Genomic DNA, 15,216 nt, shown 5'->3' on the forward strand with positions numbered 1-15,216 from the left:
GTCGTTCTTTTCAAACCGTCCGGTCTTCTCCAGTACTTTAATGCGATACGCAACAGCTCTAAAACCTTTTTCAACAATTTCAGGCGGGCGCGATAAGCCCTGGGAAGGTCTTACAGTTTCACTTATTACAAAGGGTGCTAACCGGTCCATCATAATCTTCATTCCGGCTTGTTGCTCTGCCTCTGATTTCAACTCCTCGTAGTCTCCCCACACGATAACACTGCGCCAGTTGGTCATGCTTTCCATGGCATCAACCTGAAAGCATATATTCGGATTACCACGCATCATCCTGATCTTCTGCCCTTCTTTTGAGTGTGCGTAAATATACCCTTCGTAATAAACATACGTGACAGGAACAATATATATCCTGTTGTTGGCATAACATCCTATTCTGCCAAGAAACTGCGAATGCAGAACATGATCTATCTGTGCTTCCGTTAATTGACCAAGCATGACTTTTTCATTTAGTAGTTGACTCTCCTGCTAACCCACAAAATTGTTCGGAGGAAAGTGCTGCCAGTATACGGCTCGTCTCGGTCTCCCATCCTATTATTTGCTGAAGCAGGTCCGCCACAGTATCTAATTCAAGTTCTACTGCCAGCAGGCAGGCGGTGCGATAGCTGGTTATTTTATAGGCATTTATATTCTGTATACATCCAATCATTAGTATATCTTTCAAATGTCCGGGGTCTGCAGTATTTAATATAGCGTGCGTTTCTGTTAGCAGCTTGTCGATCACTTCATTCTTTCGGGAGTTGGATGTGTTCAACAGGTAGCTGAATATTCTTTCCAGCTTGAGCAATTTATACCGGGTACTCTCGGCATAATTCTTCACTTCGTCACTCAGTCTCGCAGACGTGCTCTGCCTGCTACAGGAACCTAATTCCGTTGCAAGCCTGGTTTCAGTAAAATACAATCCCTGAAGAAGGAATGTAAATGCATTTTGCATGGTGAGGGTACTTTTTTTCATATACGCATCATTTAAATTATTCCGTCTGCCGTGTTATCAAACTATAGATATACTGTTCAAACATCGCTATATATACATTTGCCGACTAGAATACATCCAGAATCGAGTACGTTACACCATGATACGAAAACGTGTCGCCAGCCTTTTTTCCCTGCATGGCCAGGAAGAATGGGCTCTTGCCGGAAAGACCAATGAATGATTCATTTTTCACCTGGAACTGTTCTGTGCTAACCGCGATAAAGAAAGTACCCAGGCTGGTTACTACCACAGCGCCCGGTTCTGCTTCCGTAAATATTCGGTCGGGTGCAGCTTCCATCATCTGCAGCAACAGCATTTCATTATTGGCAAAGATCAATGCTTCGTGCAAACCACTTATTTCATCGATACGTTGCTGCATGGCCGACATTTCGGTATTGTCGTACTCTTCTTCATTACCTAATCCTTCTGTTTGCAGCAAGGCTTGAATACGATCTTTAAAATCGTCTATAAGTGATTGCTGTTTACGAATACAACTTTGAAGCATCTGCTTCTTCATTGTAGCTTTCTTTGCTTCGATTATCATGATACTAATATCGTGTCCAGTCAGTATACCAGGCCTAACATGCATCATTGCAGAAACTGATCTTTATCATATTCGTAAGCAGGCCGGATAAAACTCTGTGTTTATAATGACGCTCATCATGATGGGCAGGTATATATATACCGATCTTGCCTTCTAAAAAACAGCTTCTATATGAATAAGGGAAAAGTTATTTTGGGTGTACTGGCCGGAATAGCCGCTGGTGCCGTAATGGGAGTTTTGCTTGCTCCGGAAAAAGGATCGCGCACAAGAAAGATCATTCAGCGGAAGGGCGAAGATCTGGCCGATGCGTTGAATGATAAAATAGATGAGAAGTTTGATGAACTGGTAGATCGCCTGACCGGCAGACTGAAGAAAACGAAAACACCAGGCGATGCTGCTGTTAATAAAAATGAGTATGTGGACTGACTATATATATCGCGCTATATAAATCCTGTATACTCGTTCATGAGGCGGGATATAACCATCAACGTATATCCTTATAAAAAAAATACCCCGGCAACAAATCCGGGGTATTATTAAAACCAATCACAGACTCCTACTTCACTTCAATGGCTCTTCTTGTTTTTACCGGGTTTATTATTTTCTTGGCTATACTCAGCCTGAGAATGCCATCTTCGTAGTTTGCTTTGATATCATCTTCATTGGCATTCTCCGGCAATGAAAACGAACGACTGAACGAACTATAGCTGAATTCTTTGCGGGTATAATCTTTTTCTTTTTCCTCTCTCTCTTCCTGTTTTTCGGAAGAAATAGTAAGCACGCCATTTTCTGAGGAGATTTTGAAATCTTTCTTGTTCAATCCCGGAGCAGCAACTTCGATGTCGAATGTCTTTTCTCCTTCTTTTACATTTACTGCCGGAAGAGATTGCTTTTTCAAAAGGTCAGAATCAAAGAACCGGTCAGTATCGAAAAAATCAGATAGCCAGGCACCATTACCTAGTAACGGCCAGTCAGTACGTTTAATGAGTGACATAATGAACCTCCTTTTTTTTATTTGATGACACTAAAATAGGTTCCAATAGATGCTGGCACCATGACAGTCATCGGAATGGATCGAGACTTTCGTCATCAGGAACGAAGCCGTGTTTGTACGGGATATACTATATATTATATGGAATGGCTTTGTGAGTCGCTGCGCGCCTATGCCAGTATTTGTATATTTCTCCGAACCACAGCACCAGCGATGACAATGCAGTCAGCACGGCAAACTCCAGAGGCGGCACAGTACCAAAGCCAAACATTTTCTTGAGGAACGGGATCTCTATAATGCCCACTGTAATAATGACTGACGAGATCATGGTTAACGTGATATATAGATTGGAGAATATACCGATATCAAAAACAGAGCGGGTCATAGATCGCATGTTATACAAATTAAACAACTGTGTGAACGACATAACGATAAATACACCGCTGCGTGCATGTGCTATACCGGATGGCAGCCAATAGTGATAGGCAAGTATAGCAATGAGAGTCATCAGAGTTACGTTGATAAAAAGGAATGGCAGAATACTTTTGTGAAGTATCTTTTCGTCTTTGTTCAATGGCTTGGAGTTCAATGCTTCGCCATGGCCTCGTTCTGCTGCCAGTGCCATATCGCCAACACCATCGGTTACAAGGTTTAGCCAGAGTATCTGAATAGTAGTAAGCGGCATTGGCAAACCAAATGCTATCGTAAAGATCAACGTGCATATTTCTGCCAGGTTGGTGGTGATCAGATAAAAGCTGGCTTGTCGTGCATTCATAAACACGATCCTTCCTTCTTCGATCGCATGCACGATGGTGGAAAAATTATCATCCGCCAGCACAACCTTGGCCGATTGCCGGGCAACGTCTGTTCCCATTATACCCATGGCAATACCAACATCGGCTTTCTTTAATGCCGGGGCATCGTTCACCCCATCGCCTGTCATAGCAATGAGTTCTCCGAGTGCTTGTAACCTGCTGGCTATACGCATTTTCGTTTCTGGATTCAGCCGGGCGAATACATTTACCTTTTTTACAGCTTCATCGAATTCTTCATCATCCAGCGCTTTTAACTGCTCTTCCGAAAGAGCTATTACTTCTTCACTTTCCCGCTCATCCAGTATACCGGTGGCGCGTGCAATAGATGTAGCGGTGCTGATATGATCACCCGTTGCCATAATAACCCGAATGCCTGCGCGATGACATTGCTGAATGGCAGCTTTCACTCCCTTTCGCGGTGGATCGATCATACCTGCTACCGAAACGAAAACCAGTTGTTCTAATGTTTTGCTATCTATAGTATCGGCCTGATAATCACGATAGGCAATGCCGATAACCCGCAACGATTCCTGCGACCATGTGTTGATCTTGTGGTATAGCGAAGCCCGCATATTTTCATCCAGTGGTATTATACCTTTGTCGGTGAAAACATGTGTACATTTTTTCAGCACCATCTCAGGTGCACCGATCACGAATAGCTGGCGTGCATTTTCGTGGCGAACCAGCGTTGCTCTCATCTTGATACCCGGATCGAACGGAAGATCATCTATCTTCACGATATTATCAGCCGGTATAGATATACCAGCCTTTCGCGATAATACCAGTAATGCACCTTCTGTAGGGTCGCCCACCAGACTATATATATTCTGTTTTACATCGTGGTGAATGGAGGCGTTGTTACACACTCCTGCAATCAGCAATGCCTGTTGCATTGCCCGCTGGCCGGCCGGTTCCCATGTAACATCCTGGCTGGTAAATGTACCCAGCGGCATCCACCCTTCTCCGCTTACGAGTATATCCGGTTTATCCCATACAAATAGCTTTTTTACAGTGAGTGCATTTTCTGTGAGCGTTCCGGTTTTGTCTGTGATAATAGTTGTAACAGCGCCCAATGTTTCGGTAGAGGTAAATTCACGAACTATAGCATTGCGCCTCGTCATGCGCATCGATCCTATCGCCAGCACAATCACAATTATACTCTGTAAGCCCTCCGGTATAATAGAGACCATGGCGGCTACTGACACCAGGAACAATTCGTTCAGCGCCATATCAGTAGTGAAATAGCCTACAACAAATAAAACGATCGCAGCAAAGAGAGAGGCAACTCCCATTTGCGTGGCCAGTGTATTTATCTTCTGCTGAAAATGGGAAGGTCGAACGGGAATGGCTGCGAGTGTCTGCGCTATTTTGCCAATGGCTGTGGCAGATCCAGTGCCGGTTACTATAAATATACCATAGCCACTGGCAACAAAGGTACTTCCCCATACCATATTTTTTTTATCGCCCAGTGATACAGCAACCGGCTGCGCATCCACTGATTTATTTACGGGCAGCGATTCGCCTGTTAGCGATGACTCAATGGTGCGAAGATTTTTTACTTCAATCAATCGTCCGTCTGCCGGTATATAATCGCCTTCTTCCAGCGAAACTATATCTCCGGGAACAAGCTGCGATGCTTTCAGAGTAACACGTTGTCCGTTACGGAGCACTTTCGCCTGCGGCACCAGCAATTTATGCAGCGATGCCAAAGCCCGTTCCGCTTTCCATTCCTGGCTAAACCCGATCAGGGCATCAATCATTACAACAACCGCTATAACATAGGCATCTGTTCGATGTCCTGTAAACCACGACAGTATACCTGCCAGGAACAATACCAGGATAAGCAGACTTTTAAACTGCTTGATAAAAAGTATACCGATAGACCTGGAAACAGGAGCAGGAAGTTCGTTCAGCCCATATTGTATTCTTCTGGCCGCAGCTTCTTCTTCCGTCAAACCCCAGGCATTGGTCCGGAGGGAAACGAAGGTTTCTTCAATACTGAGACATGCGTAATCGGAGTGTTCCATCAGGCATCATAGAAAATCAAATCTATATACCGGAATCTATATAATACATGACCATAATCAGCAGATTGCAGCGCGCAACATGAGAAATGTCATATAGTATAAAGACGAACACCTGGTAATGTTTATAGCGAAAGGTAATTTTCGGTTTGGGTTTTCAAAACCATCGGAATGATGCGCGCTGAATCTAATGTAAATATACCGGTTACCCGACCTAATCTACCGATCTTTACTTCTTTAGTTTTTCCTATGATTTACTCCCGCACAAACTCCGTCTCGATGTTGTTTTGTTTAAAGATGAGTTTTTTCTCTGTGGGCTTGAAGATCACATCCACTCCGTAGCTTTCTATCCGGAAGAGATTGTTTCCTGTGTACGCTAATGGTACCGGCTCCCGGTTGGATATCTGTGCAACCAGTTCGTCATTTTTTTGTAGGATGGTGACTTTCACGGAAGTGCTCGTGGCAAGATATACTCCGGGATACTGTGCTATATTTTCAATGGCTATTTTAGCAGGCGGATTATAGGGCTCTATTTCTGTTATACCGTCTATAGTTTCGAGTCTGGCAATAATGCCCCAGCCATAAAAGTCATTGGCAACACCAATCATTAAGTCATTTATACCTTGTTTCAGATTTAGGGCTACCCTGCCGTTTTGTACTGATAGTCTTCCGTCAGGGTACTTTCTCATATTTTGTGTGAACAGATTTTTATCCACATAGGTAAGCTGGTTATTAAGATATACCCATATCTCATCACTAAAGCCCAATTGCAAATTCGTCTTCACCGGTTCTTTGGTGATGATCTTCGCTCGCAACCAAACAAGTCTGCGCTTTTCGCTGTCGCCAAACTGGCGCGTGAGATTTACCAAGCCCGCTGTTTCTGCTTCTGCTTTTCCGGAGAACAATTCATTTTTCGGCAAATCCATAACGGCTGTTGGTTCTGTGCCCACGGCCAGAAATGAAGGTTGCGTAACGGCCCAGCTCCGGATATAGTTGGCTTCATGTTTGGTAAGGTCTGCACCTTCTGCGGGAGATATACCTTCCGTTTCACCCGGCTTTATCTCTATGTTACTAATATAAGCAGCACCTTCAAACGCTATACTTCCCTCCGATTCTCTGCCTTCGAGTTTGGGTATTTGCAATATCAGTTTGGTGTTAACAAAAACATGCATCTGCTTACCGGAGATTACCAGCTTGATATGATTCCATTCTCCAGCCCTGGCCGGTGCCGGTGCCTGGTACTGCGGATACATATCCCACATGTTTACGCCATCGAAGTAAGGACAATACTGTATACCTTCGTTGGCGAACTTGTTCCCGATCTTTTGCACACGCAGATAAAGGATCTCCTGTTCCTTTTCATTCTTTCGATGAAAGTATACTGAATTGGCAAACTCGGTTGATACAGGTTCTATGTCGTATTCAATAATGCCATCTTTAAAGACTACATCTTTCAGTATCACCGGCCCTGATTGTTGTTGCAATTGCATAACACGTCTGCCCTTATAATCAAGGAATTGTACTTTGCCTTCCTGGAAAGTCCACCGGTCTTCAGCGACAAGTACTTTGCCGGCAGAAGGTTTTGCTTGCTTTTTCTGAGCAAAGCTTGGTAACGTGATTGCCAGTGGAAGGCAAAGAAGTAGCAGTATTTTTTTCATAACCATTGCAGATTTATACAAAGTTGTAGCGTTACGATCATCTTGCTTCGTTCAAACCTGTTCAAGTTTGTTCAAGGTCAGTGCAAAAATGTATAAGCCCTGTTCCCGTAGACTTTTCAATTAATACGTTTACACTCGTATCTCTCATTTTATTAAAATCATTAGTTTGACTAGCGATCAGTCTCTATTTTTTTACCTTTAACCATTGTAGTTATAAATCCACCAACCCAATTGTAGTATGAAAAAATTGTTGATTATCGCATTGCTGTTATGTTCCATTCAGGCATTTTGCCAGGGACAATTTCAAAAAGAAACAGCAGGATCACTCAGTTTTGTATCTGGTCATGTAATGCAACTGGCGCAGGCTATTCCTGCAGACAAGTATACCTGGAAGCCTCAGGATGGTGTGCGTTCTGTAGCACAGGTTTGCGCGCACATTGTATCAGCCAATTATTTTTTTGCTTCCAAGCTTGGCGCCAAGATTCCGGAAGGTGTAAATATGCAAACACTGGAAACTGATCTGAAAACAAAAGATGCCATTACTGCTGAACTCAAAAGATCGTACGATCTGATTATTGGTGCCATTAAAAATGCACCTGACGCATCGCTGACAAGTAAAATAGAATTTCCATTTCCCGGAGACTTCACCGGTATGTCTACCATTCTTATAGCACTTGGCCACTCGAATGAACATCTCGGGCAACTGATTGCTTATGCGCGCATGAATAAAATTACGCCTCCGTGGAGTGACAGTAAATAATATAAAAAGCTTTCTGTCGTACTTCTGAGTTACCCTCCGAAGTACGACAGTATAGTATAGCCTGATTTCCTTCCGCCGGTAGTATATTTCCTTTTATTAACAGTGCTTGCGGCCAGCGATATTGAGATGAACTATATATAGGTTATTTTTGAATCGCTAATGATTGATTCAAATGACTGAACGCGAACTGATAAAACTCGAAGCAACCATCCGGAACAAAATGGAAGAGATCAAAGCACAACGTGTGAGCTTGAAGGACTCTGGTGTTGGTGCTTTAATGAATACCTTAAAGCGTGCTGACGAAGCGCTTTATGAAAAGATACTTCCGGAGTATAAGAAGATGGTTGCCGATTATAATATTTTTAAATAGGCTTCCTGCTGTTATTGCACTCTATAACTCTGCTCTCCATTCTTTCATCGTTATTTCTTTTTATACTCCAGCAAATCAGCCGGCTGGCAATCTAGTGCTTTGCAGATAGCTTCCAGTGTGCTGAACCGGATGGCCTTGGCTTTACCGGTCTTTAGTATAGAAAGGTTGGCCAGTGTAAGATCCACTTTTTCGGAAAGTTCGTTCAACGACATCTTGCGCTTTGCCATCATCACATCAAGGTTTACAATGATCGGCATGGCACTATATAGTTAGTTCGTTTTCAGCCTGTATCTCTACGCCTCGCTTGAATATCTGTGCTATAATAAATACGAGGCCTGCAGCAAACAAAAATTCTCCCTGCACATTCCCTCCTGCCAGTTCACCTGTTCTTTTCAGCAACCAGTGGCTGTACGCATTATACAATACAGAAACGATCCAGGTTTCCAGCAATATATAGCTGATCGTTTCAAGCTTCCTGGCAACATCGGTCGTGAAGGGATTATCCAGGTTTACTTTCGTTAGTACTTTAATCACCAGGTATGAAATATAGGCTTTCATGCATGACAAGGCTATCATAAAGGAAACAGCCAGTGTATAGTTGTGAAAACTTAATTGCCGAAGACTATATAGATCCAATCTTTTATACAAGTTCTTCGCTGCATCCGGATTTATACAACTGAGTCCATACGAGAAAATAACGGCTCCGGCTTCGATCATCAAACCAATGAATGCTATCCAGGCCAGCACCAGCATTATCTGAAGAATCTGTTCAGTTCTTGTTTTGTTCGCTGTTTTCATAGTGATTTATTGTTTATCAAAATTAGATAATAATTTATCGAAAAACAATAAATAAAGTATGAAATTCAATAACCCTTGAAAACTGATTGAATTGGAAGATTAGCAGATTGAAAAATTAGAGGATTAAAAAGATTTTAGCCTGTTGCTTGCGGGCGTTTAACAAGCGTTGTAGGCAGGTAGCCAAAGTGATTTTTAAAGGCGAATGAAAAATGTGAGAGGTCTTCGAAGCCTACTTCAAGGTATATTTCAGCGGGACGCTTGCTGTGTTGTGTGATCTGATAGTGTGCAAGCTCAAGACGTTTTTGTGTGAGCCACTTTTGCGGTGTAGTATTATATATCTTCCGGAAGTCGCGGTTAAAGGTAGAGAGACTTCTGCCAGTAAGATAGCCGAATTTCTCCAGCGGCATGTTGAACATAAAGTTACTTTCCATAAATTTTTCCAGGTCAACTTTACCAGGCTCTTCAAAGTTTGCCAGTATATCATCAATGTCTGTATCAATCTCCCTGAGAATGCTGAGCGCTTCTGTAATTTTGAGTGACGCTATATTCTCAGGGAAATCATCTTGCAAATCGAAATACGGAATGAGGGACGACAGACAGCTCTGCAGCAGCGGATGACTCTTAAAATAACGAATCGTACTGGTTACACCCTGCCGGGGCTTTACGCGGAGACTTGCATAAAAATCTCTCAACCGGCTTACCGACAAATGCATCGCTACCGTTTTGTGCGGCAAACCATCCTTCGGATAATTGATAACGGTGGCCAACTGGTTACGCGGAATCAGAAATATATCACCCGCCTTGAATGTATAGGTCGCCCCGGCTTGTATAATTTTTGTTTCGCCTGACATGAACCAGATCAGCATGTGGTTCTCGAACACTACTTCTGTTTTAAACAACTTGTCGGAATAACATGACAACTTGATATCGGGGGTTATATATTTTGTCTGGAACTCCATGCTGGTTCAACATTCTTTTAGATATATACTTCTCTCACTTCTGTGGAAAGCCGGCTACTAATTTACCGGAAATTTAATGTTTGTCATATTTTCGCTCAGCTCCCATAAACGCTGGGCGTTATCGGCATTTACCGAGTAAGGCTTCACGCCATAGAGGGTAAGCGGCTCGTCATAGCGATGTTCTATGTTATCCAGGTCGAGCTCGGCTATATCTGCGTTCTCGCAATATACACCGCCTATTTCGTCCAGCATCGGGCTGGTAGCACACCAAACCGTTGTGGAAGCTCCCTGCGGTATAGTTTTCAGTTTACGCAGCACTTCCGGGTATATATCTCCGTTGGCATCGTGCGTACCCATCTGTTTGAATAATTCGATCGGTGCTTCACGCCCCAGGTCTGTACCATATACCGAACCCGGATGTACCGCGTAGGCTCTCACACCAAACTCCTGCCCTCTGCGATCGAGTTCCACGGCAAAAAGATTGTTAGCTGTTTTAGATTGTCCATAGCCCAGTAGTGTCTGGTAATCGCGGTGTTCAAAATTAGGATCTTCAAAATTGAAGGGTGCCATCTGGTGGCCGAATGATGATACCGTTACAACCCTTGCCCTACCCGCCTTTTTTAAGGCCGGCCACAAGCGCGCAGTAAGCTGAAAGTGCCCCAGGTGATTGGTAGCCAACTGCGATTCGAACCCGCGGCTATCCTTGCGCAAAGGCACCCACATAATACCTGCGTTGTTGATGAGCAAATGAAGAGGCTTGCCGGTTGCTAAAAACTTCGTGGCAAACGCATCGATCGAACCAGGTTGCATCAGGTCCATCTCAGCCAGCTTTACGTTTGGTATATTTACGTTGCTCGCAGCCTTGGCCATGCTTCGCGCAGGTACCCATACCTCGGCTCCTGCTTCTGCCAGTATCCTTACAGTTTCCAGACCTATACCAGTATATCCACCGGTTACAATAGCAACCTTTCCATGGAGATCTATACCTTTAATAACTTCTTCGGCTGTAGAGGTAGCCGTGAACCCTGATTGAATTGGCTTTTGCAACGCTCCGTTGTAATTGCTGATGCTTGTTACTTTCATAATTGTTTTTGTTTTGTTTGTGATACAAAAGTAGCGGAGCACCAAAAGATCGGCTTTGTTCAGAATTTCACATTTGCTTTGTTGGGAATGTCATTTGCCTGGAGAGGGCAAAAACGTTTTTATGAGAGCTGGGCGCTTCGTGTTATTTGCTGCAATGACCACTCTATACGTTGGATGTATTGCCGGTACATAAAGTAATACCACTTACATTGCTGGCTTACTGCTTAGTATATTTGTCAGTACCTGCCAACAAACACGTGTGTTGCTGGCGGTTTCTATCTGAAATATATATACTTCGCCTTATAAAGTGCCGTATCGTGGTTTGGCCTTTGTATATACTTTACTGGCAAAGCCGGGACAGATAATAACCAGTGAACCTTCGCGATCGATGAACATCTCGCCTGCTTCGTAGTTGGTGTTGCATGAACCCATGGTAACAACCAGGAAGTTACATTTCCAAAGATTGTCCTTTACTTTCTGAATATCCTTATAGATATAGAGGTCGGCTATATCGCAGGGAAATTTTTTATTTCCTTCCTGCACAATCGAAGCATGTTCGTTATCTATTTCAATCTTCAGATTATCGCCTTTGCGTATCCAGGTTCCTTCCAGCGATTCAGGCTTATTATCAAACCCCATGATCAGGGATGCAATGGCAATAGAGCAGAAAATGTATAGACGGCTGACGTTCATAGCGTTATTGGTAGCTTGTGAATCCGGCAGGCAAGATATTGTTTCGCTCGCGTATCTGCACAGCGATGTACCTTTTATTCGATTACGTTATCGCTCTTGAAAATTTTCGACCCCATCCTATATTCTTTCGCGCCAGTACAGAAATTTTAGTTATTTCACCACCATGAATAGTGTTACCCTCACACCCTCGCAGGCCCGGAAAATTATTCTTCACGCAGTTGGTCTGTCTAAACGCGGACAGTTTGGTAAAGGCAAGGAAGCGGTCTTTAAAGTCATTGATCATCTTGGTTTTGTACAGATCGATACAAACTATATTGTAGAACGTGCACATCACCACGCCCTGGCTGCACGCATACCCGACTATAAACCGGAATGGCTGGAAGAGCTGGAGGCGGATGGTCGCATCTTTGAGTTCTGGACGTTTGCTGCAGGATATATACCGATCAATGACTTTCGTTACTCGCTGCCGGTAAAGGCCAGCTTTGTAGCACGAAGACCTGCACTGACGCAGACAGAGATCAACCTGATGCGAAGAGTACTTGACCGTATAGGACGCGAAGGTCCGCTGATGGCGCGCGATTTTGAGAATGACCGCGTAACGAAAAGTTCTGGCTGGTGGGACTGGCGTCCATCGAAAGTAGCGCTTGAACGACTATACCTCGATGGTAGTCTGATCACAACACGGAAAAAGAATTTTCAAAAGGTATATGACCTGACCGAAAATATACTCCCCAGTGATCTTGATATAACCATGCCGACTGATGAAGAGTTTGCCCGGCATGTTATTAAACGCTCTCTGCAAACACTCGGTATAGCTTCACTGAAAGAGATTGCCTTTAGTGCACGCTATGTAGAGCATTCGATCAAGACGGTGATGCAAACGCTGGTGGATGCAGGCGAAGTTTGCACAGTAACTGTTGAAGGGCTGAAGACTTCCCCACTTTATATGCTGCCGCTATATAAAAAGAAAAAGATCACGCTATCGGACGATGCTTTTATACTCTCGCCTTTTGATATACTCAATGTATTCCGTTTTCGGTTAAGAGATTTCTTTAACTTCGATTACCAGGTAGAATGCTTTGTGCCGAAGGCAAAACGGAAGTATGGCTATTTCTCGTTGCCGATATTGATCGGAGATACATTTGTGGCACGGATGGATTCGAAAGCCGAACGCAAACAACGTACGTTGATCATTCACAATCTTCATGTTGAGAAAGTGAAATTTACCAAGGTGATGATTGATAAAATGTGTGATGCGATAGAACGCTTTGCCAAATTCAATAACTGCGAAACAATCGTTCTTGAAAAGTGTAATGACAAGGCACTGATGAAAAGTATTCGCGAGGCTTTATCGTGATGAACAGGATTCAACCGGAATTGATTACTTTTGTCTCTCTGAAATGTAATGTAGATTTATGTATACCGGAGTTTGGCAGATCATAAAAGACGACACGAAAAGAACATTTGAAGTTTGCGGGCGATCTCCCAATGGTAATTTATTTTACAACAGCATCACCGCGATGCAACGGGCCGGCATGAGTGTAAGTTGCATAACGCCTCCTATCTCGAATAAAAATTCCAGTAAAGAACTTGTTACGGTTCCCAGTTATACCCGCGAAGACGGTTTATACGAGCGACTCCAGAAACAATATCGCGAAACGATGATGCAATCGCTGGATGATTTTGATGTGGATGATTTATAGTTGTTATCTTATAAAAACGGTTTCAGTAAGTCTTATATCTTTTAAGTTTGCTTCGGCATTTTCCAACAATAACTTGTTAATCAATCTGAACTCGGCACTTCGTCCGGCTATATTCAAAATAACTTCTTTTTCAGCGTTGTTGTTAAAATACATTTTGGTTTCTCGTTCGATCATTCGGTATCGGAGATTTTGAGAATATGATTTTCTGATCTGTGTACCGTCCTGAAGCATATCTATATATTCTGGTAGCCATTTCACTTCTGACAGAAGTTTGCGACAGAATGATACCGGGAGAAAGATTACAATATCAGCAGCGTCTTCTTCTGGTATTCCCATCGCCACGAAATCATCAACAAGTCGATTGTTCTCTTTATGGTTATTGACATCGCCCAGGACTTCTATACCTTTTCGAACCCAGTTATTGAATTCCGGATTGACACCAGGTGTTGACTTGCCATACTTGTTTTTTGCTATAGCATTGATAAAACGAAACCAGAGTTCTTTCATACTATTATTTTATAACACCACGGTAAACGTAGCACCTTGTCCAGGTACAGATGATAGTGTGATCGTGCCTCCTAATTTTTCTACGGCTTCCTTTACCAGGTAAAGACCGAGACCTGATCCGGTGGAACGCGTTGTGCCGCGATAGAACATGGAGAATATACGGGGTTGCTGGACTTCATCTATACCTTCGCCATTATCGGAAATCGTGATCGTTGTTTTAGGTGGTGTAACGATCGCGCGAATCGCAACATACGGATCCGTTTTACCTTGATCGCTATATTTGCAGGCATTCGATATCAGGTTGTTGAGTATAATAGAGAGGCGCATCGGGTCAGTATCTATTGTCAGGTTATCAGGTATATCTACTTCTACCCTTACGCGGTTGGCAGCTTCCATATAGCGTATATCATATAAGGCAAGATTCACATATTCGCGCAGGTTAATGTGTTTCTTCTCTACTTCCAGTTTTGCATTTTTGGAATACTGACTGATGTTGGTCAATACATTTTCTAACTTGCGTATGCGGTCGCGCATCATCTGGTGATAGGTGCGCAAATCTTCCGGGTCTGTCGTATGCTCGCTGAGATTAATTAGTCCTTCAATGGAATTTAGCGGAGCCCGCAGATCGTGCGAAGTGCTATAAATAAACCGGTCGAGTTCTTCATTCGTCTTGGTCAGTATTTTATTCTTTTCAAGTATTTGCTTTTCGCGATTTTGCAGCGAAGCTTCTACGGTATAGTTGATCCTTACCAGGAAGTATACGGCCAGTATAGAAAAGGCATATACAATAAACAGATTGTTGTTATAGGCACGCACCATGTATTGTTCATCTATAGGAGTTGCCTGCACCAGGCTGAATGTGGAATAGCGTGCTATAAAATACAGGCTGGTAGAAAGCAAAAGGAATACGGCTGTACTTTTCTTCTCGCGTGCATCAAACAGGATCAGCGCCATAAGGCTGCTCATAATAAAGAAAATAAAGGAAGATGGCACCGGTGGCTCTCGTGACGAAAACGCAAACACTACCAGGTCGAGTATCGATAGCACAATGCACTTGGCAAACCAATGTCGCCCGGCCTTGTTCAGCACCATAGCAACGAGAAGAACAGCAATGAGTATATAGTATAGATAGGCTGACGGATTATAGCGATAGAACCAGTTGAGAATAATATAGTATGCTGAAGTGGCTATAGTAATCAGGATGCTATAGCCCGTAAGCACAGCCCTCCGGTAATCTGACAATGACTTTTCGCCCCGATCACCTACCAGAAGAGATTCTATTTTCTTTATCATACGGTGTTTGCATAGCCTTCCGGCATAGCA

General features: G+C 43.3%; 18 protein-coding genes. 5 read left to right on the forward strand and 13 right to left on the reverse strand.

Annotated elements, in window-relative coordinates:
* The 3 genes from VIN08_RS21580 to VIN08_RS21590 all read right to left on the reverse strand — a co-directional run.
* Positions 1-453, reverse strand: a 453-nt coding sequence (locus tag VIN08_RS21580; RefSeq protein WP_331969623.1) for a pyridoxamine 5'-phosphate oxidase family protein, incomplete at its 3' end; no start/stop codon positions are given.
* A gap of 7 nt (positions 454-460) precedes the next feature.
* The gene (locus VIN08_RS21585) at positions 461-970 is read right to left on the reverse strand and encodes a ferritin-like domain-containing protein (protein WP_331969626.1); all 510 of its coding nucleotides are present in this window, start codon (positions 968-970) and stop codon (positions 461-463) included.
* Between the two features lie 85 nt (positions 971-1,055).
* A complete protein-coding gene (locus tag VIN08_RS21590) occupies positions 1,056-1,532 on the reverse strand; it encodes a hypothetical protein (protein WP_331969629.1) in 477 nt (158 codons plus the stop codon).
* Between the two features lie 171 nt (positions 1,533-1,703).
* Here VIN08_RS21590 and VIN08_RS21595 point away from each other — a divergent pair, with 171 nt between their 5' ends.
* Positions 1,704-1,958 carry a YtxH domain-containing protein gene (locus tag VIN08_RS21595; protein ID WP_331969632.1) on the forward strand — a complete coding sequence of 85 codons (255 nt, stop codon included), beginning with the start codon at positions 1,704-1,706 and terminating at the stop codon, positions 1,956-1,958.
* A 130-nt stretch (positions 1,959-2,088) separates the two neighbouring features.
* Here VIN08_RS21595 and VIN08_RS21600 read toward each other — a convergent pair whose 3' ends face one another.
* From VIN08_RS21600 to VIN08_RS21610, 3 genes are all read right to left on the reverse strand, one after another.
* Positions 2,089-2,526 carry an Hsp20/alpha crystallin family protein gene (locus VIN08_RS21600; protein ID WP_331969635.1) on the reverse strand — a complete coding sequence of 146 codons (438 nt, stop codon included), beginning with the start codon at positions 2,524-2,526 and terminating at the stop codon, positions 2,089-2,091.
* Positions 2,527-2,653: 127 nt separating this feature from the next.
* Positions 2,654-5,365 carry an HAD-IC family P-type ATPase gene (locus tag VIN08_RS21605; RefSeq protein WP_331969638.1) on the reverse strand — a complete coding sequence of 904 codons (2,712 nt, stop codon included), beginning with the start codon at positions 5,363-5,365 and terminating at the stop codon, positions 2,654-2,656.
* A gap of 251 nt (positions 5,366-5,616) precedes the next feature.
* On the reverse strand, positions 5,617-7,020 hold the full coding sequence (locus VIN08_RS21610) for a family 16 glycoside hydrolase (RefSeq protein WP_331969641.1): 1,404 nt from the start codon (positions 7,018-7,020) through the stop codon (positions 5,617-5,619).
* A 238-nt stretch (positions 7,021-7,258) separates the two neighbouring features.
* Here VIN08_RS21610 and VIN08_RS21615 point away from each other — a divergent pair, with 238 nt between their 5' ends.
* Positions 7,259-7,780: a DinB family protein gene (locus VIN08_RS21615; protein WP_331969644.1), complete on the forward strand. Its 522-nt coding sequence runs from the start codon at positions 7,259-7,261 to the stop codon at positions 7,778-7,780.
* A 172-nt stretch (positions 7,781-7,952) separates the two neighbouring features.
* Entirely contained in the window at positions 7,953-8,150 is a 198-nt protein-coding gene (locus tag VIN08_RS21620) for a hypothetical protein (RefSeq protein ID WP_331969646.1), read from the forward strand.
* Between the two features lie 50 nt (positions 8,151-8,200).
* Here the strand turns inward: VIN08_RS21620 and VIN08_RS21625 are convergent, their stop codons facing one another.
* The 5 genes from VIN08_RS21625 to VIN08_RS21645 form a co-directional block, all read right to left on the reverse strand.
* A complete protein-coding gene (locus VIN08_RS21625) occupies positions 8,201-8,407 on the reverse strand; it encodes a helix-turn-helix transcriptional regulator (RefSeq protein ID WP_331969649.1) in 207 nt (68 codons plus the stop codon).
* Between the two features lie 4 nt (positions 8,408-8,411).
* Positions 8,412-8,948 (reverse strand): DUF2975 domain-containing protein, encoded by a 537-nt coding sequence (locus VIN08_RS21630; RefSeq protein ID WP_331969652.1) that lies wholly within the window; start codon positions 8,946-8,948, stop codon positions 8,412-8,414.
* A gap of 134 nt (positions 8,949-9,082) precedes the next feature.
* Complete coding sequence (locus VIN08_RS21635; RefSeq protein ID WP_331969655.1) at positions 9,083-9,907, reverse strand: helix-turn-helix domain-containing protein; 825 nt, start codon at positions 9,905-9,907, stop codon at positions 9,083-9,085.
* Positions 9,908-9,964: 57 nt separating this feature from the next.
* Positions 9,965-10,990, reverse strand: coding sequence for an SDR family NAD(P)-dependent oxidoreductase (locus VIN08_RS21640; RefSeq protein WP_331969658.1), 1,026 nt, complete (start codon positions 10,988-10,990; stop codon positions 9,965-9,967).
* Positions 10,991-11,290: 300 nt separating this feature from the next.
* Positions 11,291-11,683 carry a hypothetical protein gene (locus VIN08_RS21645; RefSeq protein ID WP_331969661.1) on the reverse strand — a complete coding sequence of 131 codons (393 nt, stop codon included), beginning with the start codon at positions 11,681-11,683 and terminating at the stop codon, positions 11,291-11,293.
* A gap of 163 nt (positions 11,684-11,846) precedes the next feature.
* Here VIN08_RS21645 and VIN08_RS21650 point away from each other — a divergent pair, with 163 nt between their 5' ends.
* Positions 11,847-13,040, forward strand: a complete 1,194-nt coding sequence (locus VIN08_RS21650; protein WP_331969664.1) for a winged helix-turn-helix domain-containing protein — start codon at positions 11,847-11,849, stop codon at positions 13,038-13,040.
* Positions 13,041-13,098: 58 nt separating this feature from the next.
* On the forward strand, positions 13,099-13,386 hold the full coding sequence (locus VIN08_RS21655) for a hypothetical protein (protein WP_331969667.1): 288 nt from the start codon (positions 13,099-13,101) through the stop codon (positions 13,384-13,386).
* 3 nt (positions 13,387-13,389) lie between these two features.
* Here VIN08_RS21655 and VIN08_RS21660 read toward each other — a convergent pair whose 3' ends face one another.
* Both VIN08_RS21660 and VIN08_RS21665 read right to left on the reverse strand, forming a co-directional pair.
* Positions 13,390-13,893, reverse strand: coding sequence for a hypothetical protein (locus VIN08_RS21660; protein WP_331969670.1), 504 nt, complete (start codon positions 13,891-13,893; stop codon positions 13,390-13,392).
* Positions 13,894-13,902: 9 nt separating this feature from the next.
* Entirely contained in the window at positions 13,903-15,186 is a 1,284-nt protein-coding gene (locus VIN08_RS21665) for a HAMP domain-containing sensor histidine kinase (protein WP_331969673.1), read from the reverse strand.
* Positions 15,187-15,216 lie beyond the last annotated feature (30 nt).

This window comes from Ohtaekwangia sp., from assembly GCF_036568665.1.
Taxonomy (GTDB): domain Bacteria; phylum Bacteroidota; class Bacteroidia; order Cytophagales; family Cyclobacteriaceae; genus Ohtaekwangia.

Bases quoted from the DNA above. Each gene is read 5' to 3' on its own strand.
- VIN08_RS21665 (WP_331969673.1), bottom strand. From the start codon at position 15,186: ATGATAAAGAAAATAGAATCTCTTCTGGTAGGTGATCGGGGCGAAAAG.
- VIN08_RS21630 (WP_331969652.1), bottom strand. From the start codon at position 8,948: ATGAAAACAGCGAACAAAACAAGAACTGAACAGATTCTTCAGATAATG.
- VIN08_RS21635 (WP_331969655.1), bottom strand. From the start codon at position 9,907: ATGGAGTTCCAGACAAAATATATAACCCCCGATATCAAGTTGTCATGT.
- VIN08_RS21660 (WP_331969670.1), bottom strand. From the start codon at position 13,893: ATGAAAGAACTCTGGTTTCGTTTTATCAATGCTATAGCAAAAAACAAG.
- VIN08_RS21645 (WP_331969661.1), bottom strand. From the start codon at position 11,683: ATGAACGTCAGCCGTCTATACATTTTCTGCTCTATTGCCATTGCATCC.
- VIN08_RS21615 (WP_331969644.1), top strand. From the start codon at position 7,259: ATGAAAAAATTGTTGATTATCGCATTGCTGTTATGTTCCATTCAGGCA.
- VIN08_RS21600 (WP_331969635.1), bottom strand. From the start codon at position 2,526: ATGTCACTCATTAAACGTACTGACTGGCCGTTACTAGGTAATGGTGCC.
- VIN08_RS21610 (WP_331969641.1), bottom strand. From the start codon at position 7,020: ATGAAAAAAATACTGCTACTTCTTTGCCTTCCACTGGCAATCACGTTA.
- VIN08_RS21605 (WP_331969638.1), bottom strand. From the start codon at position 5,365: ATGGAACACTCCGATTACGCATGTCTCAGTATTGAAGAAACCTTCGTT.
- VIN08_RS21585 (WP_331969626.1), bottom strand. From the start codon at position 970: ATGAAAAAAAGTACCCTCACCATGCAAAATGCATTTACATTCCTTCTT.
- VIN08_RS21620 (WP_331969646.1), top strand. From the start codon at position 7,953: ATGACTGAACGCGAACTGATAAAACTCGAAGCAACCATCCGGAACAAA.
- VIN08_RS21655 (WP_331969667.1), top strand. From the start codon at position 13,099: ATGTATACCGGAGTTTGGCAGATCATAAAAGACGACACGAAAAGAACA.
- VIN08_RS21640 (WP_331969658.1), bottom strand. From the start codon at position 10,990: ATGAAAGTAACAAGCATCAGCAATTACAACGGAGCGTTGCAAAAGCCA.
- VIN08_RS21595 (WP_331969632.1), top strand. From the start codon at position 1,704: ATGAATAAGGGAAAAGTTATTTTGGGTGTACTGGCCGGAATAGCCGCT.
- VIN08_RS21650 (WP_331969664.1), top strand. From the start codon at position 11,847: ATGAATAGTGTTACCCTCACACCCTCGCAGGCCCGGAAAATTATTCTT.
- VIN08_RS21590 (WP_331969629.1), bottom strand. From the start codon at position 1,532: ATGATAATCGAAGCAAAGAAAGCTACAATGAAGAAGCAGATGCTTCAA.
- VIN08_RS21625 (WP_331969649.1), bottom strand. From the start codon at position 8,407: ATGCCGATCATTGTAAACCTTGATGTGATGATGGCAAAGCGCAAGATG.